At 72.3% G+C, this 20,587-nt stretch carries 18 protein-coding genes; 14 read left to right on the plus strand and 4 right to left on the minus strand.

What is annotated here, in order from left to right; genetic code table 11:
- Window positions 1-71 precede the first annotated feature (71 nt).
- Together DX116_RS19615 and DX116_RS19620 are read left to right on the plus strand one after the other, a co-directional pair.
- Window positions 72-3,476: an error-prone DNA polymerase gene (locus tag DX116_RS19615; RefSeq protein ID WP_119705972.1), complete on the plus strand. Its 3,405-nt coding sequence runs from the start codon at window positions 72-74 to the stop codon at window positions 3,474-3,476.
- Between the two features lie 58 nt (window positions 3,477-3,534).
- The gene (locus DX116_RS19620) at window positions 3,535-4,167 is read left to right on the plus strand and encodes a hypothetical protein (protein ID WP_119705973.1); all 633 of its coding nucleotides are present in this window, start codon (window positions 3,535-3,537) and stop codon (window positions 4,165-4,167) included.
- Here the strand turns inward: DX116_RS19620 and DX116_RS19625 are convergent.
- Entirely contained in the window at window positions 4,151-5,677 is a 1,527-nt protein-coding gene (locus DX116_RS19625) for an ATP-dependent DNA ligase (protein ID WP_119705974.1), read from the minus strand. The genes DX116_RS19620 and DX116_RS19625 overlap by 17 nt on opposite strands.
- 160 nt (window positions 5,678-5,837) lie before the next feature.
- Here DX116_RS19625 and DX116_RS19630 point away from each other — a divergent pair, with 160 nt between their 5' ends.
- The 6 genes from DX116_RS19630 to DX116_RS19655 are packed head-to-tail and all read left to right on the plus strand — an operon-like array spanning window position 5,838 to window position 12,375.
- The gene (locus tag DX116_RS19630) at window positions 5,838-6,551 is read left to right on the plus strand and encodes an NUDIX hydrolase (RefSeq protein WP_119705975.1); all 714 of its coding nucleotides are present in this window, start codon (window positions 5,838-5,840) and stop codon (window positions 6,549-6,551) included.
- A complete protein-coding gene (nadA, locus tag DX116_RS19635) occupies window positions 6,548-7,816 on the plus strand; it encodes a quinolinate synthase NadA (protein WP_119705976.1) in 1,269 nt (422 codons plus the stop codon). Before DX116_RS19630 ends, nadA begins: the two co-directional genes overlap by 4 nt.
- A 15-nt stretch (window positions 7,817-7,831) precedes the next feature.
- On the plus strand, window positions 7,832-9,388 hold the full coding sequence (nadB, locus tag DX116_RS19640) for an L-aspartate oxidase (RefSeq protein WP_119705977.1): 1,557 nt from the start codon (window positions 7,832-7,834) through the stop codon (window positions 9,386-9,388).
- Complete coding sequence (gene nadC / locus DX116_RS19645) at window positions 9,385-10,233, plus strand: carboxylating nicotinate-nucleotide diphosphorylase (RefSeq protein ID WP_119705978.1); 849 nt, start codon at window positions 9,385-9,387, stop codon at window positions 10,231-10,233. Before nadB ends, nadC begins: the two co-directional genes overlap by 4 nt.
- Before the next feature lie 4 nt (window positions 10,234-10,237).
- A complete protein-coding gene (locus DX116_RS19650) occupies window positions 10,238-11,365 on the plus strand; it encodes a cysteine desulfurase family protein (protein WP_119705979.1) in 1,128 nt (375 codons plus the stop codon).
- The gene (locus tag DX116_RS19655) at window positions 11,362-12,375 is read left to right on the plus strand and encodes a hypothetical protein (protein WP_119705980.1); all 1,014 of its coding nucleotides are present in this window, start codon (window positions 11,362-11,364) and stop codon (window positions 12,373-12,375) included. The genes DX116_RS19650 and DX116_RS19655 overlap by 4 nt, the downstream gene beginning before the upstream one ends.
- On the opposite strand, the gene DX116_RS19660 is transcribed toward DX116_RS19655, so the two are convergent.
- The 3 genes from DX116_RS19660 to DX116_RS19670 all read right to left on the minus strand — a co-directional run bounded on the left by DX116_RS19660 (window position 12,338) and on the right by DX116_RS19670 (window position 14,359).
- Window positions 12,338-12,823, minus strand: a complete 486-nt coding sequence (locus tag DX116_RS19660) for a DUF3995 domain-containing protein (RefSeq protein WP_119705981.1) — start codon at window positions 12,821-12,823, stop codon at window positions 12,338-12,340. The two genes, DX116_RS19655 and DX116_RS19660, sit on opposite strands and share 38 nt — an antisense overlap.
- The gene (locus DX116_RS19665) at window positions 12,820-13,512 is read right to left on the minus strand and encodes a hypothetical protein (RefSeq protein WP_119705982.1); all 693 of its coding nucleotides are present in this window, start codon (window positions 13,510-13,512) and stop codon (window positions 12,820-12,822) included. Before DX116_RS19665 ends, DX116_RS19660 begins: the two co-directional genes overlap by 4 nt.
- A 196-nt stretch (window positions 13,513-13,708) precedes the next feature.
- Complete coding sequence (locus tag DX116_RS19670) at window positions 13,709-14,359, minus strand: DsbA family oxidoreductase (protein WP_119705983.1); 651 nt, start codon at window positions 14,357-14,359, stop codon at window positions 13,709-13,711.
- Window positions 14,360-14,442: 83 nt separating this feature from the next.
- Between DX116_RS19670 and DX116_RS19675 the strand changes: the two genes are divergently transcribed.
- The 6 genes from DX116_RS19675 (at window position 14,443) to tyrS (ending at window position 20,265) form a co-directional block, all read left to right on the plus strand.
- Window positions 14,443-14,829 carry a universal stress protein gene (locus tag DX116_RS19675; RefSeq protein WP_119705984.1) on the plus strand — a complete coding sequence of 129 codons (387 nt, stop codon included), beginning with the start codon at window positions 14,443-14,445 and terminating at the stop codon, window positions 14,827-14,829.
- 82 nt (window positions 14,830-14,911) lie between these two features.
- Entirely contained in the window at window positions 14,912-15,103 is a 192-nt protein-coding gene (locus DX116_RS19680) for a hypothetical protein (RefSeq protein WP_119705985.1), read from the plus strand.
- Window positions 15,100-16,656, plus strand: coding sequence for a glycosyltransferase (locus tag DX116_RS19685; protein ID WP_119705986.1), 1,557 nt, complete (start codon window positions 15,100-15,102; stop codon window positions 16,654-16,656). The genes DX116_RS19680 and DX116_RS19685 overlap by 4 nt, the downstream gene beginning before the upstream one ends.
- Window positions 16,653-17,585, plus strand: coding sequence for a hypothetical protein (locus DX116_RS19690; RefSeq protein ID WP_119705987.1), 933 nt, complete (start codon window positions 16,653-16,655; stop codon window positions 17,583-17,585). The genes DX116_RS19685 and DX116_RS19690 overlap by 4 nt, the downstream gene beginning before the upstream one ends.
- Window positions 17,585-18,937: a rhamnosyltransferase WsaF family glycosyltransferase gene (locus DX116_RS19695; RefSeq protein WP_119705988.1), complete on the plus strand. Its 1,353-nt coding sequence runs from the start codon at window positions 17,585-17,587 to the stop codon at window positions 18,935-18,937. The genes DX116_RS19690 and DX116_RS19695 overlap by 1 nt, the downstream gene beginning before the upstream one ends.
- Window positions 18,938-19,005: 68 nt before the next feature.
- Window positions 19,006-20,265 carry a tyrosine--tRNA ligase gene (tyrS, locus tag DX116_RS19700; RefSeq protein ID WP_119705989.1) on the plus strand — a complete coding sequence of 420 codons (1,260 nt, stop codon included), beginning with the start codon at window positions 19,006-19,008 and terminating at the stop codon, window positions 20,263-20,265.
- Window positions 20,266-20,587: the final 322 nt, after the last annotated feature.

Genomic DNA, 20,587 nt, shown 5'->3' on the forward strand with positions numbered 1-20,587 from the left:
GATAGTGAGACGGCGTGTCGTGCGAATCTGCGCCACTCGCGATCGCGACGGCGCCACTCGGCGGTCGCCTGATGGGCTGGAACAACCCGGACGTCTCGTGGGCCGAGCTCGAGCGACGGTTGTCGGGGCGGCCGGCCCCCGACGGCGGCGACGCCCCGGGGTGGTCGCGCAAGCGGCGCAAGACCGGCCCCCGCGAGGTCGAGCGGCCCGGCGGCCCGGTCGTGCCCTACGCCGAGCTGCACTGCCACACGCACTTCAGCTTCCTCGACGGCGCGAGCGGCCCCGACGACCTGGTCGCCGAGGCCATTGCCCTGGGTCTCGAGGGGCTGGCCGTCACCGATCACGACGGCTTCTACGGGGCGCCCCGGTTCGCCGAAGAGGCGGCCAAGTATCCGAGCCAGGGCCTGCGGACGGTCTACGGCGCCGAGCTGTCGCTGGGACTGCACGCCCCCCAGAACGGCATCGCCGACCCCGAGGGCACCCACCTGCTGGTGCTGGCACGAGGGGTCGAGGGCTATCACCGCCTGGCCGCGGCGATCACCGACGCGCAGCTGCGCGGCGACGAGAAGGGTCGTCCCGTCTACGACCTCGACGAGCTGGCCGAGCGGGGCCGCGGTCACTGGGTCGTCCTGACGGGGTGCCGCAAGGGCCACGTCCGGCAGGCGCTGGCCGGTGGCGGTCGCGAGGCGGCCGCGCAGGCGCTCGACCTGCTGACCCAGCGCTTCGGCATCGACGGCGTCGGTGTCGAGCTGATCAACCACGGCTTCCCGGGCGACAGCGCCGTCAACGACGCCTTGACCGATCTGGCGCGCGACCACGGTCTCGCGACGGTCGCCACCAACAACGTCCACTTCGCCCGCCCGTCGGGGGCTCGGCTGGCCGCGGCCACCGCGGCCGTCCGGGCCAGACGCAGCCTCGCCGAGCTCGACGGGTGGCTGCCGGCCACCGGGGCGGCGCACCTGCGCTCGGGGGCCGAGATGCAGCAGCTGTTCCGCCGCTACCCGGGTGCGGTCGCGCGCACCGTCCCGCTGGCCGCCGAGCTCGCGTTCGACCTGCGCGCCGCGACCCCTCAGCTGCCCAAGCGCGGCATCCCCGACGGCAAGACCGCGATGCAGCACCTGCGCGACCTGGCCGAGCAGGGCATCCGCACGCGCTACGCCGACAACCAGGAAGCCGCCCGCGAGCGCATCGAGCACGAGCTCGCGGTCATCGAGGAGAAGGACTTTCCCGGCTACTTCCTGATCGTCCACGACATCGTGCAGTTCGCCCGGTCGAAGGGCATCCTCTGCCAGGGTCGGGGCTCGTCGGCCAACTCGGCCCTCTGCTACGCGCTCGAGATCACGGCGATCGACTCGATTTTCTTCGACCTGCCGTTCGAGCGCTTCCTCGCCACGACCCGCGAGGAGGAGCCCGACATCGACGTCGACTTCGACTCCGACCGGCGCGAGGAGGTCATCCAGTGGGTCTACGACACCTACGGACGACGCAACGCCGCCCAGGTCGCCAACGTCATCAGCTACCGTCCGCGCTCGGCGATCCGCGACGCCGCCAAGGCGCTGGGCTACTCGGTCGGGCAGCAGGACGCGTGGTCCAAGCAGATCGACGGCTGGGGCCCGATGGGCAGCGAGGACGTCGAGGGCGTCCCGGCACCCGTCACGTCGCTGGCCCGCCAGATGATGACCGCGCCCCGGCACCTGGGTATCCACTCCGGCGGCATGATCCTGACCGAGCGACCCATCGGCGAGGTGTGCCCCATCGAGCGCGGCCGCATGGACCAGCGCACGGTCCTGCAGTGGGACAAGGACGCCTGCGAGTTCATGGGCCTGGTCAAGTTCGACCTGCTGGGCCTCGGCATGCTCGGTGCGCTCGACCACACGATGCGCATCGTCGCCGAGCACCTGGGCGAGCAGTGGGACCTCGACTCGATGCCCAAGGAGGAGGCCGGCGTCTACGACATGCTGTGCCGCGCCGACTCGATCGGTGTCTTCCAGGTCGAGAGCCGCGCCCAGATCGGCACCCTGCCCCGGCTGCAGCCGCGACGGGCCTACGACCTGGCGATCGAGATCGCCCTCATCCGTCCGGGTCCCATCCAGGGTGGGGCCGTGCACCCCTACATCCGGCGCGCCATGGGCAAGGAGCCCGTGACGTACCCGCACCCGATCCTCGAGCCGGTGCTCGAGCGCACCATGGGCGTCCCGCTGTTCCAGGAACAGCTCATGCAGATGGCGATCGCGATCGGCGACTGCACGGGCGACGAGGCCGATCTGCTGCGCCGGGCCATGGGCTCCAAGCGAGGCATCGAGCGCATCGAGTCGCTCGAGGACAAGCTCTTCGCGGGCATGGCACGTCACGGTCTCACCCCCGAGGAGTCCGACGAGATCTACATTAAGATCAAGTCGTTCGCCAACTTCGGCTTCGCCGAGAGCCACGCCCTCAGCTTCTCGCTGCTGGTCTACGCCAGCTCGTGGCTCAAGCTGCACTACCCGGGGGCCTTCCTGGCGGCGCTGCTGCGCAACCAGCCGATGGGCTTCTACTCGCCGCAGTCGCTCACGACCGATGCCCGCCGGCACGGCGTGACGGTGCTGCGTCCCGACATCGCACGGTCGGGCGCCCAGGCCGATCTCGAGCCGCTCGGCGACGACCGGTCACCCACCGGACGCGCCGCCTGCCTCGATCGCGAGCAGCCCGCGGTCGGACGGTTCGTCCGCGAGACCACTCCCGACCCGACGCCCGAGCACCGACGCGACGGGCACTTCGCGGTCCGTCTCGGGCTCGACGAGGTGCAGGGCATCGGGCTCGACGTCGCCCGGCGCATCGTGACCGCCCGCGACGAGCAGCCCTTCTCCGACATGGCCGACGTGGCCCGGCGCACCGGGCTGACGGTGGCGCAGATGGAGTCGCTGGCCACGGCCGGTGCCTTCGACGGGTTCGGCGTGACGCGCCGTCAGGCGCTCTGGAACGCCGGCTACGTCCAGAGCGTTGACCAGCTCGACGGCACCGCGGTCGCGGCTCCGCCCCCGATGCTGCCGGGCATGAGCGACGTCGAGATCACGATGGCCGACCTCTGGGCGACCCGCATCTCGCCCGAGACGCATCCCATCGAGCACCTGAGGTCGTTGCTGACGTCCGAGGGCATCCTGTCGGTGTCCGACACCGCCACCGCCGAGGCCGATCGGAGGGTCAAGGTCGCCGGCCTGATCACGCACCGCCAACGTCCGGCGACGGCGTCGGGCATCACCTTCCTCAACATCGAGGACGAGACGGGGATGCTCAACGTCGTGTGCTCGCAGGCACTCTGGAGCCGTTACCGGGTCGTGGGACGCAACTCGGCCGGCATGGTCATCCGCGGCATCCTCGAGCGCAGCCACGAGGGCGTCGTCAACCTGGTCGCCGACAAGCTCATGCGCATCGAGGAGGTCTACCCCGAGGCCGGTCGCGCGATCCCGCCCAAGCACCGCGGCCGTGACTTCCAGTGATGCTGGCGTCAGAATCGGTGGTGATCCGTCGTCGCCGAGCACCAGAGGGGACCCCGCCGTGCCGTTGCTGATCGCCGCCGAGGCCATGACGCTGATCGAGGCGGCAGAGTCACCTGAGGCCGGTGGCCGCTTCCACCACCGCCGGGCCGCGGCGCGCTTGGACGACGAGCTCGGCAGCCCGCGCCGGTTGGCCCTCGGCTTCGTGGGTCTTCTCGGCATCGTGGCCGGCGGGATGCTGGTGGGTCTTGCCGCCGACTCGTTCGGTGACGACGACGCGCTCGCCGTCGTCGCGCTGGTCGTGGGACTGGCCGTCGGTGTGCCCGGCGTGCTGCTCGGCCTGGCCGTGGTCCGTGCGGGCGAGCGGGTGTGCCGCGCCTACGCGGTGTGGGTCGCCGACGACGCCTTCGGCTCGCCCCGGCGGGGCACGATGGTCGAGCGGCTCTTCTCCGGACGCAGCATCGTGCGGTCGGCCCTGGCCGCGTTCGCGCTGATCGCCTCGGTCTTCGCGTGGGCGCTCCTCGGCCTGGCGGTGGCACCGTCCGGACCGGTCGACGTCGAGGGGCTCAGGGTCGCGATGGTCACGATGAGCCTGGTCTGGGCCGTGGCCTTCACCGCATCGACGTTCTACCTCGTGGCCGGCGAGGTCCGGACGGGCTGGGCACACTCGCAGTCGGTCATCCGGGGTCGGTGACGCCCGGCAGGTACGACCGCACGGTGTCGAGCGTGTCGGCGTCGGCGGCGCTCTTGTCGTCGCGGTAGCCGACCACGCGGGCGAAGCGCAGCGCGACGCCACCGGGGTAGCGGGTCGAGCGCTGCACGCCGTCGAAGGCGATCTCGACCACCTGCTCGGGGCGCACCGTCACGACGTAGCCGTCGTCGGACGTCTCGAGCTCGCGGAACCGCTCGGTCTGCCACCGCAGCACCTCGTCGGTCATGCCCTTGAACGTCTTGCCGAGCATGACCAGCTCGCCGGACCGGGGGTCGCGGGCGCCCAGGTGGATGTTGGAGAGCCACTCGCTGCGCCGACCTGAGCCACGCTCGACGGCCAGCACGACCAGGTCGAGGGTGTGCACGGGCTTGACCTTGACCCACGTGGCGCCGCGGCGACCCGCGGCGTAGGGCGCCGACAGGCTCTTGACGACGACGCCCTCGTGCCCGAGCTCGAGCACCCGGGCCGTGAACTCCTCAGCCTCGGCGGCATCGTCGGTGAGCAGGCGCGGCACGAGGTGCTCGGGGCGCACCAGAGAGGCGAGCACCTCGAGACGCTCGTGGGTGGGGGAGTCGACCAGGTCGCGCCCGTCGAGGTGCAGGACGTCGAAGAAGGCCGGCGTCAGCTCGACACCTGCCGCGGATGCTGCTCGTGAGGCCGTCTCCTGGAACGGACGGGGCCGTCCGTCGGGCCCCAGCGCCAGCACCTCGCCGTCGAGCACGACCTCGCTGCGCGGCAGGGCGAGGGCGGCCTCGACGACCTCGGGGTGACGGCTCGTGACGTCGTCGAGCGAGCGCGTGACGACGAGCACCTCGTCGTCGCGCCGGTGCACCTGGATGCGGACGCCGTCGAGCTTGGTGTCGATCGCGACCGTGCCGCCGCCGGCCTTGGCCATGGCCTCGGCGACCGAGCCCGCCGACGAGGCCAGCATCGGCAGCACCGGACGTCCGACCTGCAGCACGAAGGCGGCCAAGGCCTGCTCGCCGCCGGTGAGCGCCGCGACCGCGACGTCGACCGTGGAGCCGGCCATCATCGCTGCGCGACGGACGCTCGTGGCGGGGACGCCTCCGGCGACGGCCAACGCTTCCTGCACCAACGAGTCGAGCGCTCCCTGCCGCACCTCGCCCGTCACGATGCTGCGCAGCCAGGCCTGCTCGTCGGCGGTGGCGCGGGCGAACAATGCGGAGACAGCGGCCGCACGGGCGGCCTGCGAGCCGGCACCGGAGAAGGTCGACATGGCCTCGAACGCCGCATGCACCTCGGACACCGTCAGGCTCGCCTCGTCGGCGGGCGGCGGCAGGTCGCCCAGCGATCGCCACCCGAGGCCCGTGCGCCGCTGGCGCAGTGCTCCGGCGAGGTATGCCGTGACGGTCACGACGTCGTCGGGATCGTCGAGGCCTGCCAGCAGCTCGGCGAGCGCAGCCGTCTTGGCAGTGCGCGAGCGGGTGGCGGCGACCGCGAGCGAGGTGGCGACGACGTCGGCGAGGAGCATCGGACCATCATCGTCGCGACCACCGACACCCGCACGGGACGACCGAACCGGCCACCGCCGACGTCACCGCGCCGGTCGGGGCGGCACTTAATGTTGACGTGACTTTAAGGTAAGGCTAGAGTGACCTTAGAGTCACTCCTACTTTAAGTCAGGATCCACCATGACGACGTCGTCGATCGACCAGCGGGTCTCGCTCGCGGTCTCGACCGTCATCTTCGCCCTGCGCCCGCACCCCGACACCGGCCTCATGACGCTGTGGCTGCCGCTGGTCCGCCGCATCCGCGAGCCCTACGAGGGCATGTGGGCCCTGCCCGGTGGCCCGCTCGAGGCCGACGAGGACCTCGCCGCCAGCGCGCAGCACACGCTCGAGCGCACCACCGGCCTGGCCCCCAACTACCTCGAGCAGCTCTACGCGTTCGGCAACGTCGACCGGTCGCACTCCGACACCGTCGGCTACCGCTCGAGTGACCGGGTCGTCTCGATCGTCTACTGGGCCCTGGTGCGCCAGGACGAGGTCGCGCGGGCCGTCGACGGCGAGAACGTCGAGTGGTTCGTCGCCGACGACCTGCCGCCCCTGGCCTTCGACCACGCCCAGATCGTCGACTACGCGCTGGCGCGCCTGCGGGCCAAGATCACCTACACGCCCATCGCGCACGCCTTCCTGCCGACGGAGTTCACCCTGGCCGACCTGCGGGCCGTCCACGAGGCCGTGCTGCGCACGACGCTCGACCCCGCCAACTTCCGCCGCCAGGCCCTGGCCACCAAGACCCTCGTCCCCACCGGCACGTGCCTGCAGGGCACGAGCCACCGTCCCCCCGCGCTGTTCCGCTTCGAGGCCGGCGCGCCCACTCCCGCCCCCGAGGAGCAGCGATGACATCCGTCACCAAGTCCGTCGACACCCTGATCGTCGAGCAGCCCGCCGCGAGCTGCGACGCCGATCTGGCGAAGGGGCCGTGGGAGTTCGACACGTTCCCCGGCTACGGTCCCGGCGCGTCCGAGGACGACGTCATCCCCGAGCCGGTCGTCCGGCCCGGGCAGCTGCCTGCCGCCTACCAGCGCATGGGCGACGACGAGCTGCACGCGCGCATCGTCGCGGCCAAGCAGACGCTCGGCGACCGGCTGGTCATCCTCGGCCACTTCTACCAGCGCGACGAGGTCATCCAGTACGCCGACTTCGTGGGTGACTCCTTCCAGCTCGCCAACGCCGCGCTGACCAAGCCGGACGCCGAGACGATCGTGTTCTGCGGCGTGCACTTCATGGCCGAGACCGCCGACATCCTGGCGCGTCCCGAGCAGAGAGTGATCCTGCCTAACCTCGCGGCCGGCTGCTCGATGGCCGACATGGCCGACGAGGACTCGGTCGAGGCGTGCTGGGACGACCTCATGGCCCTCTACGGCTCCGAGTCGGACGCCGACGGGCGCCAGCCGGTCATCCCGGTCACCTACATGAACTCCTCGGCCGCCCTCAAGGCGTTCTGCGGTCGCAACGGCGGCATCGTCTGCACGTCGTCCAACGCCGCGACGGTGCTCGAGTGGGCCTTCGAGCGCGGTCAGCGGGTGCTGTTCTTCCCCGACCAGCACCTGGGCCGCAACACGGCCAAGGCGATGGGCGTCCCCCTCGAGCAGATGCCGATGTGGAACCCCCGCAAGCCGCTCGGCGGCAACACCGAGGCCGACCTGGCCGAGGCGAAGGTCATCCTGTGGCACGGCTTCTGCTCGGTGCACAAGCGCTTCAGCGTCGCGCAGATCGACAAGGCCCGCGCCGAGCACCCCGGCGTCAAGATCATCGTGCATCCCGAGAGCCCCATGCCGGTCGTCGACGCCGCTGACGCCGCCGGCTCCACCGACGCCATCCGCAAGTTCGTGATCGCGTCCGAGCCCGGCGACACCATCGCCATCGGCACCGAGATCAACATGGTCAACCGGCTCGCCGCAGAGTTCCCCGACCGCACCATCTTCTGCCTCGACCCGGTCGTCTGCCCTTGCTCGACGATGTACCGCATCCACCCGGGCTACCTCGCCTGGACGCTCGACGGTCTCGTGGCCGGCGAGGTCCACAACCAGATCGTGGTGGCCGACGACGTCGCCGCCGACGCCAAGGTCGCGCTCGAGCGCATGCTCGCGGCGCTGCCCACGTGAGCCAGGAGCACTGACATGACACGCAGCCTCATCGTCGTCGGCAGCGGCATCGCCGGCATGACCACCGCGCTGGACGCCGTCGGCACGTTCGACGTGACGCTGGTGACCAAGGCCGACCTCGCGCAGAGCAACACCCGCTACGCGCAGGGCGGCGTGGCCGTCGTCATCGACGACATGGCCGACACCGGCGCGCCGACGCTCGGCGACTCGGTCGCCTCGCACGTCGCCGACACGGTCGTGGCCGGTGCCGGGCTCGGCGACGCCGACACGATCGGCATCCTGTGCGCCGAGGGCCCGCAGGCGATGGACGACCTCATCGCCCGCGGTGTGCCGTTCGACCGGCACGACGGCGAGCTGTCGCACGGCCTCGAGGCCGCCCATGCCTTCCCGCGCATCCTGCACGCCGGCGGTGACGCGACGGGCGCGGCCATCGCCTACGCCCTGATCGACCGCCTCCGCGAGAGTGCCGTGACGGTGCGCGAGCAGACGACCGTCGTCGACCTGGTGCTCGAGGGCCCTTCGACAGGTTCAGGGGCCACGAGGGTCGTCGGCGTGACCCTGCTCGGCGGTGAGCAGCTCCGCGCCGACGCCGTCGTCCTGGCCACCGGGGGAGCGGGCCAGCTGTTCCCCTACACGACCAACCCCGAGGTCGCGACGGCCGACGGGCTCGGCATGGCGCTGCGTGCGGGAGCCGTCGCCGCCGATCTCGAGTTCTACCAGTTCCACCCCACGTCGCTCGACGCTCCCGGCAACTTCCTCGTCTCCGAGGCGGTCCGCGGCGAGGGCGCCGTCCTGATCGATGCCGACGGCAAGCGGTTCATGCTCGACGTGCACCCCGACGCCGAGCTGGCGCCGCGCGACGTCGTGGCTCGCGGCATCGCCCAGCAGATGGCTCGGCAGCCCGGCATCCCGGTTCGCCTCGACGCGACGCATCTCGGCTCCGACTTCTTGGCCCGGCGCTTCCCCAACATCGACGCCGCCTGCCGCGCGCAGGGCTACGACTGGGGCCAGGTCCCCGTCCCCGTCACGCCTGCGGCCCACTACTTCATGGGCGGCATCCGCACCGACGAGTGGGGACGCACCTCGGTGCCCGGTCTGTACGCGGTCGGCGAGGTCGCCTGCAACGGCCTGCACGGCGCCAACCGGCTGGCCTCCAACTCCCTCCTCGAGGGCGCGGTCTACGGACGACGGGTCGTCGAGGGTATCGAGGCGCCCGCCCCCGTCGTGCCGTTCGACGACGAGTGGTCCGCGCCGCTCGACCTCGACCTGAGCGACGACCCCGACGCCCACGACGTCAGCCGCGCCGACCTCCAACAGCTCATGTGGGACGCGGCCGGGCTGGCTCGCGACGGTGCCGACCTCGCGCAGGCCGCAGCCGAGCTGCGCCGCTGGAAGTCGCCGGCCGTCACCGACGCCAAGGCCGCCGAGGACGCCAACCTGCTCGTCGTGGCCCGAGCCGTCGTCGCCAGCGCGCTGGCCCGTCGTGAGTCCCGGGGCGGGCACTACCGCACCGACTTCCCGCGGACCGACCCGTCGCAGGCCCGCCACTCCTCGATCGGAGCCACCGCATGACCCTGCTCGAGCGTCGCCAGATCCAGCGCGTCGTCGACATGGCCCTCGACGAGGACGCGCCGTTCGGCGACCTGACGTCGCAGACGCTGGTGCCCGTGACGGCCGTCGCGCGCGCCGACCTGGTGGCCCGAGAGCCGGGGGTGCTTGCCGGAGCCGACGTGTTCGAGATCGCCATGACGACGCTCGACCCGTCGGTCGAGGTCACCCGCCACGCGGCCGACGGCGACGCCTTCGAGCGCGGTGCGGTGCTCGCGCACGTCGAGGGCCCGGCGCGTGCCGTGCTGCAGGCCGAGCGGGTCGCGCTCAACCTCGTGCAGCGCATGACCGGCATCGCGACGCTCACCCGCGCCTACGTCGAGGCCGTCGCCGGCACGGGTGCCCGGGTCGTCGACACCCGCAAGACCACGCCCGGCCTGCGGGCCCTCGAACGCCACGCGGTGCGCTGCGGCGGCGGCCACAACCACCGCTACTCGCTGTCCGACGCCGTCATGGCCAAGGACAACCACCTCGCGGTCATCCCCGATCTCACCGCGGCGCTGCGCCAGGCGAAGGCCGATTTGCCGCACACGACCCACATCGAGGTCGAGGTCGACCGCCTCGACCAGCTCGACGCGGTGCTCGCCGCGGAGGCCGCGGGCACGATCATGCTCGACAACTTCAGCCTCGACGACCTGCGGGCCGGGGTCGCGCGCATCGGCGGTCAGGCCCTCGTCGAGGCCAGCGGCGGCATCACCCTCGACACGATCGGCGACGTCGCGGCCACCGGAGTCGACGTCATCTCGGTCGGTGCCCTCACCCACAGCGTCCGGGCCCTCGACCTCGGGCTCGACATCACGGTGTCGTAGCGCCGTGATCTATCTGGACGCGGCAGCCACGAGGCCCGTCGACCGTCGCGTGCTCGAGGCCATGTGGCCCCACCTCGGCCCCGAGTTCGGCAATCCGTCGAGCCACCACGAGGTGGGTGAGGCGGCACGCCGTGCCCTCGAGCAGGCGCGCGCCGACGTGGCTCGGGTGCTGGGCGCCAAGCCGTCCGAGATCACGTTCACGTCCGGTGGCACCGAGTCCGACAACGCCGCGGTCAAGGGCATCGCGCTGGCAGCCCCCCGCGGACGCCACGTCGTGGTCTCGACCGTCGAGCACCCGGCCGTGCTCGAGTCGGCGGAGTTCCTCGAGCGCATCGGCTACGAGGTCAGCCGGGTCGCCGTCGATGCCCAGGGGCTGGTGCAGCCGGACGCGCTCGAGGCGGTCCTGCGCGACGACACCACCCTCGTCAGCGTCCAGCACGCCAACAACGAGGTCGGCACGGTCCAGCCGATCGCCCGGCTGTCCGCACTGACCGCCGCCCGCGGCATCCCCTTCCACACCGATGCCGTCCAGTCCGCCGGCTGGCTCGACCTCGACGTGGGTCGTCTCGGGGTCCAGGCCATGAGCATCTCGGGGCACAAGCTCGGTGCGCCCAAGGGCGTCGGCGTGCTCTTCCTCGCCCGACGCACGCCGTTCGAGCCGCTGATCCACGGCGGAGGCCAGGAGGGCGGACGTCGCTCCGGCACCGAGAACGTGGCGGCCGCGGTCGGCATGGCCGCAGCGCTGCGGCTCGCCCAAGGACCGTCCGACGACGTCGTCGCGCGACGTGACGCGTTCGTGGCACGGGTGCTGGCCGACGTCCCCGGGGCCGTGCTCACCGGCCACCCCCACCTGCGGCTGCCCGGCAGCGCCTCGTTCGTCCTGCCCGGCACGAGCGGCGAGTCGGTGCTGGTCGAGCTCGAGGCGCGCGGCATCGTGTGCTCGTCCGGCTCGGCGTGTGCCGCCGGCAGCGACGATCCCTCGCACGTGCTGCTGGCCATGGGCGTCCAGCCCGAGATCGCGCAGACGGCCGTGCGGTTCACCTTCGGCCGCGAGACGACCGACGCCGATCTCGGCACCACCGCCGCCGAGCTCGCCGCGGCCGTCCGCACCGTGTCGGGCCTGGCCACGTGAGCGAGCCCCGGGTCCTGCGGGCGTCGCGCCAGCACTACCGCCGCTGGCTGCGCGGCAGCCTGGCCACGGGCGGAGCGCTCGCGACCGGTCTGTTCGCCCTCAACGTGGCGAGGGCCGACTCGGTGGTCGACCTGATCGTGCTCGTGGCGATCGTGGCGCTGACCCCCGCCGCGGCCCTCGCAGCCGTGGCGGTGCACATCGCCAGCAGCCGGGTCACGCTGGGCGACGGGTGGGTCGAGTACACGCGATGGCGGTGGCGACGCACGGTGCTGCGGGTCGACGACGGCCTGGTCGGCCTGCTGGCGGTCTACAAGCCGACGCTGAGCAACAGCCCGCCCACCCCGCTGCTCATGGCTCGGCGGGCCGGCGGGGGGCCGCGCATGAAGCTCAGCGGCGCCTACTGGGAGCAGGCCGACCTGGTCGCCGTCGCCGAGGCGTTGGGGCTGCCGGTGCGTGAGCGGATGCTCGACGCGGCCGGCTACGAACGACGGGCGCCTGGGGTCATGCCGTGGCGCGAGCGTCACTGGATCGCGTTCGGGGTGGTCGGTGCGCTGGTCGTCACGGCGGTCGTCGCCGCCGCGGTCGTCGGGTACTTCGCGATGACCGACAGGCCGCCGTTCGACGACCGGCCCCCGCGGGCGGTCAGCGCCGGCACGACCCGCGCCCAGGACGCCGTGGTGCGCCAGGTCGTCGCGGTCGTCGGAGGACGCTGGGAGGCGCCTGAGGTGTCGCTGATCGCCTGCCAGGACGAGGACGACTACCAGGGGTGGCGACGGGTGGTCACCGTCGAACCCGGTGACGTCCCGCGGTCGATGACCGACGAGACGGTCTCCGAGGTGGTCGCGGCGATGGCCGACCAGGGCTACACCCACGTCCGCGGGAGCAAGGTCGACGACGTGAGCGGCAGCCTGCCCGGTGCCGCCTTCGGTGAGGACGAGGTGGCGCTCGAGCTCGAGCCGAGGTTCGCCGGCCTCAGGGTCGAGGGGCACTGCGAGGTGCCCGGCCGCTGACGGCCCGGCGTCGGCGGTCGCGGCGCATGGCCGCCAGCACGCAGGTGCCCCAGGCGAGGAACCACGGGTCCCAGAAGAACGCGTGCCAGCGGACGGCGTGGGGATCCGCAGTGTCGACATCGGCCAGCACGACCGCGAGGCCGGCGATCGTGAGCACGCCGCCGTACACGACGAGCACGACGCCGACCGCCCACGCTGCCGCCCGCGTGAGGCGTCCTGCGGCGTCACCGGCGGCGAACCAGGGCAAAGCCACGGCGACGAGCTTGAGCGCGACGACCGACAGCAGCGCCAGGCTGACGGTCCAGCCCCCGTCGCGTCCGAGTCGCTCGAGCTCGCCGCCGACCGTGTCGAGCAGCCAGGTCGAGCCCAACGCCCACACCAGGCTGGTGGCGGCGTGGGCGCCGCCGAGCACCGTGGCGGCGACGAGCCATGCGCGGTCGCGGGTCATCGGCGCCGCAGCAGCCAGCGCTGGATCGGGTCGCGCTCGGTGGCGGCGCGAGCGGCCCTGAACTGACCCCAGATCAGCACGGCGGCGGTGCCGAGGCCGATCGCGACGAATCCGAGCGAGAACACGGCCAGTGCGAGCGTCTCGCCCTCCCACCACGTCGGACGCGGTCCACGGTCGAGGACGTCGAGGAACGTGACCGGGGCCAGGGCCGACACCGCGGCGGCGCCGATCCTCACGACTTGGGCGCCCTCGAACACGAAGGCGCGTGCCTCGACGGCGTCCCGCACCGGGTCGGCCCGCCACTGCTCGACCCCTGCGCCACCGCCGGGCAGCCGCTCGGGCAGCAGGGTCCACCAGCAGTAGGCGTCGACCACGCGCCGTCCCGAGCGCCAAGCGGCGATTCCTGTCGGCACCGCGCCGCCCAGCAGGACGGCGCCGCCGAGCAGCGACACGATGCGCAGCCACCACGGTGCGTCGTGCGAGACGACGGTCGCGAGGGCAGCGACGCCCACCACGGCGCCCGACCACGCTGCCAGGCCGGCCGCCAGGCGGGTCCACGAGTCGCACTCGCGGCGAAGGATCTTCAGCGACCGAGCGCGTTCCCACAGCGGAAGCTCCTCGGGCGCGATCCCGTCGACGTCGCGCTCGACGAGGGGGCGGGCCTCGCGGCCGATCAGGTCGACGGTCACGCCGCCGAACCTAGCAACCGGTCGGTATCGGCGCTGCTCGGCGGCGTGCTGGGCGACTGGACCGGACGACCTTCCTCGGCTCAGTCGTCGGCCGAGCGGTCCTCGGCCGTGGGGAGCTCGCACACGCCGTCGACGCAGGAGGGGGCGTCGTCGCCGATCATCTCCAGCGGGCTGACCGGCTGCTGCGGGTCAGTGCTCATGCCTCGTCAGCGGCCTTGCGCAGCACCTCGACGATCGCCGACGGATCCTGTGCACCCGAGACACCGAAGCGCCCGTCGATGACGAAGAACGGCACACCGCTGATGCCGTAGGCGATGGCCTGCTGCTTGTCGGCCGCGACGGCCGGGAGGAACTGCTCGGACGTCAGCGCGGCCAGTGCCTCGTCGCGGTCGAGACCGATCTCGGCCGCCAGGTCGGCAAGATCCTCGACGCGTCCGACGTGGCGACCCTCCTCGAAGTACGCCGCGAAGAGCCGCTCGCTCATGTCGAGCTGGCGGTCCTTCGACTTCGCGAAGTGCAGCAGCTCGTGCGCCTTGACGGTGTTGGTGTGCTGGAGCGCGTCGAAGTCGTACGCCAGCCCCTCGGTCGCGGCGAGCTCGGTCATCTGGCCGAGCATCTGCTCGACCTGGGCGGCCGGCATGCCCTTGTGCGACACGAGGAAGTCGACCTCGGTGCCGTCGAAGTCGACCGGCGTGTCGGGGGAGAGCTCGAAGGAGTGGTACTCGACCTCGAGCTCGCCGCCCGTGGTGGCGAACTCCGCAGCGGCGGTCTCGAAGCGGCGCTTGCCGACGAAGCACCAGGGGCACGCGATGTCGGACCAGATGTCGACCTTGACTGAGTTGCTCATGTGCGCGACAACCGGCTGGACGCCGAGACTATTCCGGTGTCGTCCGCTTCCGCAGCAGGGTCCTCAAGGAGTAGGTTCATGTCATGACAATTGCAGTGGCCTACCGGCCTGACGAGTTCGGACGCGCCGCCCTCGAGTGGGCCGCCGAGCATGCCACCGCCGTCGACGCGTCGATCATCGTGATCAACATCAGCCGGGGCGAGCCGCGGCTCGACGCCGGCTTCGCCCGCGGTCGCGACATCCAGGACATCACCGACAGCCTCAGCGCCAAGGGCGTGTCGATCGAGGTGCGTCAGACCGAGGGCGACAACGTCGCCGACGCCGTCCTGTTCGAGGCCGAGCAGGCGGGCGCGACGTTGATCGTCGTCGGCATCCGGCGGCGCAGCCCCGTCGGCAAGATGCTGATGGGCAGCGTCGCCCAGTCGATCCTGCTCGACGCATCCGTCCCGGTCGTCGCCGTCAAGCCCTGACCCTGCCGGAGCCTCGCCGGGTCGTGACTAGACTCGGCGCGGCCGGCACCGCGAGCGGTGCGCCAAGCCGACGGGAGCCACGATGACCCATGACGCCGACGACGAGCTCGACCGGCTCCGCCTGGCCCTGCTGCACGAGCGGTCGCGGGCCGAGCGGGCCGAGCACGAGCTGTCCGAGCTGAAGGCGTCCGTAGCGGTGCAGCAACCCGTCGTCCCCGCCGTGCCCGCCGCGGAGCCGGCACCGACCCGGCGTCTGCGACGGCGGCGCCGGTGACCCGTCCTCACCTCGTGGTCGTGCGGGCTCGCGAGGCCGGAGCGCGCCTCGCCCCCGCGGCCCTCGACGCGACGTCGTCCTCGCTGGCCGCCCAGACGTGGGACGACTGGACGGTCGTGACGGGGCCCGACGCGCCGGCCGGCCAGGACGACCTGCAGGGCCTGCTGCTGCTTCCACGCCTCGTCACGGTGCCGGCCGACGCCCGCGAGGTTCTCGTCGTCGTGCTGCCCGAGGGCGCCGTGCTGGCCGGTGACGCGCTCGAGCGCATCGCAGCGGCCGCCGGTGGGGGAGCGCGCCTGGTCAGCTGGGACAGCGATGTCGACGACGTGCCCGCGCTGCGGTTCGGCTGGTCGCCCGAGACGCTGTGGTCGGCCGACTACCTGCACGGGTGCTTCGCCCTGCCGCTCGACGACTACCGCGCGGCGGCCGAGGCAGCAGTGGCGTCCGACGTCCCCTTGAGCACCTGGAGCCTGCTGCTGCACGTGCCGCCCGACGTCGCACCCACCGTCCACGTGTCCAGGTCCTTGGTCGAGCGGCGCCCCACGGACGCCGTGCCCGTCGAGACGGCCCGCCGCATCGTGCAGGCCGGTCTCGACCACCGGGGCGTCCCCGCGATCGCCGACCTCGCGGGCGGCACGACCCGCCTGGCCTGGCGGCCCGACACGTGGCCGTCGGTCTCGATCGTCATCCCGTCGCGGCACAACGAGGCGTTGCTGGCCCCCCTGCTCGACAGCCTGCGGCTCACGGCCGCCGTGGCCGCGGCCGGCGCGGGCCCGGCGTTCGAGGTGCTGATCGTCGACAACGGTGGCCAGACGTCCGAGCACGAGGCGTTCTACCGGCGCGACTGGCCGGCCGAGCACGGTTTCGAGCTCGACGTGCTGTGGTGGCAGCAGGCTCCGTTCCACTACGGACACGTCAACAACGAGGGCGTCCGTCTCGCTCACGGCGAGGTCGTCGTGCTGCTCAACGACGACACGCTCGTCGAGCGTGGCGAGTGGCTCGCCGAGCTCGTCGGTCTCGCCACGCTGCCTGGGGTGGGATGTGCCGGCACGGCGCTGCTCGACCCCGACGGACGACTGCAGCACGCGGGCGTCTGGCTGGGCATGTGGGGCTACGCCGGACACCTGTTCGCCGGCCTCGAGCCGGGCGACGACACGCTGATGGGGCCCACCACCTGGTACCGCAACACCCTTGCCGTGACCGCGGCCTGCCTCGCGGTCCGCAAGGACCTCTTCGAGCAGGTCGGCGGACTCGACCCACGGTTCGTACTGGCCGGCAGCGACGTGACGCTGGGCCTCGACCTGCACGCGTCCGGCCTGCGCAACGTCTGCTCGCCGCACCCCGACGTCCACCACCTCGAGTCCGCCACGCGGTCGTCGGCACCGCTCGGCGACCAGCTCGCCAGCATGGTGCGCTACCAGCCGTGGCACGACGCGGGCGACCCGTACCTGAACGCCCGGGTCAGCCTGCGGTCGAAGGCGCCGCGTCTGCGACGTCCCAAGGAGCGTGACCCGGTCGCGACCGTGCGCGCCGAGCTCGGGGTCGTCCTGTGACGTCCGCCGGAGGCCCCGCCGTCTACCTGCGGCTGGCCGGCCTGCGCGCCACGCTCGACTCGCCGACCGTCAGGCTCGGCACGCTCGCGCAGCTCGCCCTCGGCCAGGCCGGCGCTCGCGTGATGCGCAGCGACGAGGCCGGCGCTCCGGCCAAGCCGCGCGACGATGCGTTCTCGTGGATGCTGCAGCACGACAGGTTCCTGCGTGACCTGTCCGACGGAGGTCCTCGCGCCGCCGGCGCCCACGGTGGCGTCGTGGTCAGCGACGACGTGCGCACGATCGCGGCCGCGCGTCCCGACGTGCCCGCACTCGCCGGCGCACCGGTCCTGTGGGCCGCGCCCGCTCCGGCCCTGCTCGACCCGGCCGAACGTCCTGCTGGTGCCCTCACCCTGACCACGGCCGACGCCGACGTGCTCGCCGCGGCAGGCGTCCGCGCCACGTCGCTGCTCGCGTGGTCGCGACCCGTCACCGCCGTGCGACCCGTCCGGCGAGTCGTCGTCGCGGTCGGTGCGGGGGCCGCGCCGGACGTGCTGGCGCTGACCGCAGCGCTCGCATCGGGCCTGCCCGGCCGCCCCGTCGTCGACGTCCTGCCCGACCAGCCGCTGCAGGCCGGCGACCGCCTCCACGCGCCGCAGCACCCGTGGGCGCGCAGCCGTCTGGTGCGCTCGTGCGACCTCCTGCTGGTGCTCGGGCGCTCGGCCGGCGCCGACCTGCTGGCGGCCGAGGCGACGGCGGCGGGGGCACGCGTCCACCGGATCGTCGTCGGAGCGGCGAGGCCCGACCCCTCGCCGCTCGCCGGGGCGTTGCCGCACGGTTGGGGTTTGGCCCCCATCGACACGGTCGCCCGCGCCGAGTCCCTGCACGTGCCGCTCAGGGCACTGGCAGGATGGCTGACCGAGGTGTCCGGCGCGCGCGACGAGGAGCGGTGATGGCTGAGCGGTCCTGGGTGCGACGGGTCGCCTCACGAGGTCGCCGGTGGCTCGCGGCCCGGGCGCTGGGGGCCTACGAGCTGCTGGCCGGGCAGGGTGCCGTCACGCGCCAGGCGAGCCCGTCGCGGAGCCTCGAGGCGCGTCGCAAGACCACTCAGGACGACGCTCGAGCGCTGCCGCAGCTGCCGTCGATGCCCGCCGCCGCGAAGGTCTTCGAGGGAGTGACGCCGCAGAGCCTGCACCTCGCGGGCCTACGCCACGGCGACGCGCAGCCGGTCGTCTCCCTGGTCGTCCCCGCGATCCGTCCCGACAGCATCTTCGCGGGCGTGGCGACCGCGCTGCAGGTGGGACGGCTGCTGGCGCTCGCGCTCGACCGACCGCTGCGGGTCGTCCCGTTCGGCCGGGCCGAGCCCGAGCAGCTCGCCGCCGCGCTGACGGCCTTCCTGGCCGTCGACGGCCACCCCGTCCCGCCGCTGAGCGTCGTGCCGCAGCGTCAGCTGGCCCACACCACGGTCAGCAGCGACGACGTGTGGGTCGTGACGTACTGGACCACGGCACACGCCGCCGACGTCGCGTGCCGTGTCGGCGTGCTCGACCCTGCCCGGGTCGTCTACCTCGTCCAGGACTACGAGCCGGGCTTCCACGCCTGGTCCGTGGCGCACGCGCTGACCCGTCAGACGTACCGAGCCGGGTTCACCCACGTCGTCAACTCGTCGTCCTTGGCGCGCTACCTGGTCGAGCGCGAGGGCGACGGCACCGATCACGGGCTGGTGTTCGCCCCGCACCTCGACCTCGACCGGCTCGCACAGGTCGCGTCCCGTCGTGAGCCGTCGCAGCCGGTCCGGGTGTTCTTCTACGGGCGCCCCGGCAAGCCCCGCAACCTCTTCGAGCTCGGCGTCGCCGCGCTCCGGGCGGCCTCGGTGACGCTCGCCGCCGAGGGCATCGCCTGGCAGGCCGTGTCGGCGGGCGAGGAGCACCCCGACATCGAGCTGCCCACCGGGCAGACGGTGCGATCGCTCGGCACCGTCGACTGGGACGCCTACTACGACCTCCTCGCCGCGACCGACGTCGGTCTCAGCCTCATGCACAGCCCGCACCCGAGTCATCCGCCGCTCGAGGTCGCGGTGTCCGGCGGGCTGGCGGTCACCAACGACCTCGACGGCTCCCGCTCTCACTTCCACGACCGCGTGACAGCCGTCGCCCCCGATCCCGACGCCCTGGCCGCGGCGCTCGTCGACGCCGTGCGGTGTGCTGCCCACGAGGGCCCGCAACCCTTCGCGCCACCGGTCGAAGGACGACTGGGCCGTCCCCTCCACGAGGTCGTCGACGACCTCGCGCGCCGCCTGCGCTGAGCGCGCGCCGGCGCGCGGATCGGCGGGGATACGCTCGATCCGCACATCCCCTCCGAAAGGCGACACCCGTGACGCATGTACTGGACGACCTCGAAGCGCGCGGACTGGTCGCGCACTCGACGGACCGCGACGCCCTGCGCGCCGAGCTGTCCGCGGGGTCGATCACCTACTACGTGGGCTTCGACCCGACGGCACCCAGCCTGCACATCGGCAACCTGCTGCAGATCCTGACCGCCCGCAGGCTCCAGCTGGCCGGGCACCGACCACTGCTGCTCGTCGGTGGGTCCACCGGCCTGATCGGCGACCCCAAGGAGGCCGGCGAGCGGGTCATGAACACCAAGGAGACCGTGGGGGAGTGGGTGCAGCGCATCGCCTCCCAGGTCTCACGGTTCGTCGAGTTCGACGGCGACAACGGCGCCACCGTCGTCAACAACCTCGACTGGACGTCCGGGCTCAGCACGATCGACTTCCTGCGCGACATCGGCAAGCACTTCCCGGTCAACCGCATGCTGGCGCGTGACGTCGTCAGCAGCCGGCTCGAGTCCGGCATCAGCTACACCGAGTTCAGCTACGTCCTGCTGCAGTCGATGGACTTCCTCGAGCTCAACCGCCGGCACGGCTGCGTGCTGCAGACGGGGGGCAGCGACCAGTGGGGCAACATCACCGCGGGTGTCGAGCTCATCCGGCGCGCGGACGGCAAGAAGGCCCACGCGTTGGCCACCCCGCTCATCACGAAGGCCGACGGCACCAAGTTCGGCAAGACCGAGAGCGGCACGGTGTGGCTCGATCCCGAGCTCACCAGTCCCTACGCCTTCTACCAGTCGTGGATCCAGGCGGAGGACGCCAAGGTCGTCGAGTACCTGAGGCAGTTCACCTTCCTCGAGCTCGACGAGATCGCGCAGATCGAGGCCGAGCACACGGAGAAGCCCGCCTTGCGCATCGCCCAGCGACGCCTGGCCGCCGAGATGACCACGATCGTGCACGGCGAGGCCGAGACGGCGGCCGCCGAGCTGGCCTCGCTCGCGCTGTTCGGGCGGGCCGAGCTGGCAGACCTTCCCGAGGCGACGCTGGCAGCAGCGCTCTCCGAGGCGGGGGCGGCGGACCTCTCGGCCGCCGATGACCCGACCATCGTCGATGCGCTCGTGGCGACGGGGCTCGCCGACAGCCGTTCCGCCGCACGGCGGTCCGTGGGGGAGGGCGGGGCGTACCTCAACAACGAGCGCGTCACCGACCCCGATCTCGTGCTCTCCGCCGATCGGCTCCTCTACAGCACGTGGGCCGTCATCCGCAAAGGCAAACGGTCCGTCTCCGGTGTCCGTATCGCCTGACTCCTGCAATTCCAGGCCCGCGAGCCGCTGTGGCGTGGACCACAGGATCGCGATTTGACGAGGGGTGAAACGCCCCCGTAGTGTTCTTCTTGTTGGACAGCGAGGGGCACGGCCCCGGAGCTTCCAACCAGCTCAACCGAAACGATCAACGGCACGGGGCCTCACGGCTCCCGGAGACGAATCGCTGAGAACGGGAGCTGGCATGGTGACCGACCCGGGTTTGACCGGTGAAAACGAGCCGTGTAAGTTGTACGAGTTGCCCCGGTGGCTTCTGACCTGATGGGTTGGTGGTTGTTGGTGTGCGTGTGATCCTTGAGAACTC

Origin of the sequence: Aeromicrobium endophyticum, from assembly GCF_003586285.1 — a bacterium.
GTDB classification, from domain to species: Bacteria; Actinomycetota; Actinomycetes; order Propionibacteriales; family Nocardioidaceae; genus Aeromicrobium; species Aeromicrobium endophyticum.

What these genes read in the sequence shown, in the direction of transcription:
- DX116_RS19615 (WP_119705972.1), top strand. Translation starts at nt 72, where the DNA reads ATGGGCTGGAACAACCCGGACGTCTCGTGGGCCGAGCTCGAGCGACGG.
- DX116_RS19675 (WP_119705984.1), top strand. Translation starts at nt 14,443, where the DNA reads ATGACAATTGCAGTGGCCTACCGGCCTGACGAGTTCGGACGCGCCGCC.
- DX116_RS19630 (WP_119705975.1), top strand. Translation starts at nt 5,838, where the DNA reads ATGACGACGTCGTCGATCGACCAGCGGGTCTCGCTCGCGGTCTCGACC.
- DX116_RS19660 (WP_119705981.1), bottom strand. Translation starts at nt 12,823, where the DNA reads ATGACCCGCGACCGCGCATGGCTCGTCGCCGCCACGGTGCTCGGCGGC.
- nadC (WP_119705978.1), top strand. Translation starts at nt 9,385, where the DNA reads ATGACCCTGCTCGAGCGTCGCCAGATCCAGCGCGTCGTCGACATGGCC.
- DX116_RS19670 (WP_119705983.1), bottom strand. Translation starts at nt 14,359, where the DNA reads ATGAGCAACTCAGTCAAGGTCGACATCTGGTCCGACATCGCGTGCCCC.
- DX116_RS19625 (WP_119705974.1), bottom strand. Translation starts at nt 5,677, where the DNA reads ATGCTCCTCGCCGACGTCGTCGCCACCTCGCTCGCGGTCGCCGCCACC.
- nadA (WP_119705976.1), top strand. Translation starts at nt 6,548, where the DNA reads ATGACATCCGTCACCAAGTCCGTCGACACCCTGATCGTCGAGCAGCCC.
- DX116_RS19695 (WP_119705988.1), top strand. Translation starts at nt 17,585, where the DNA reads ATGGCTGAGCGGTCCTGGGTGCGACGGGTCGCCTCACGAGGTCGCCGG.
- nadB (WP_119705977.1), top strand. Translation starts at nt 7,832, where the DNA reads ATGACACGCAGCCTCATCGTCGTCGGCAGCGGCATCGCCGGCATGACC.
- DX116_RS19680 (WP_119705985.1), top strand. Translation starts at nt 14,912, where the DNA reads ATGACCCATGACGCCGACGACGAGCTCGACCGGCTCCGCCTGGCCCTG.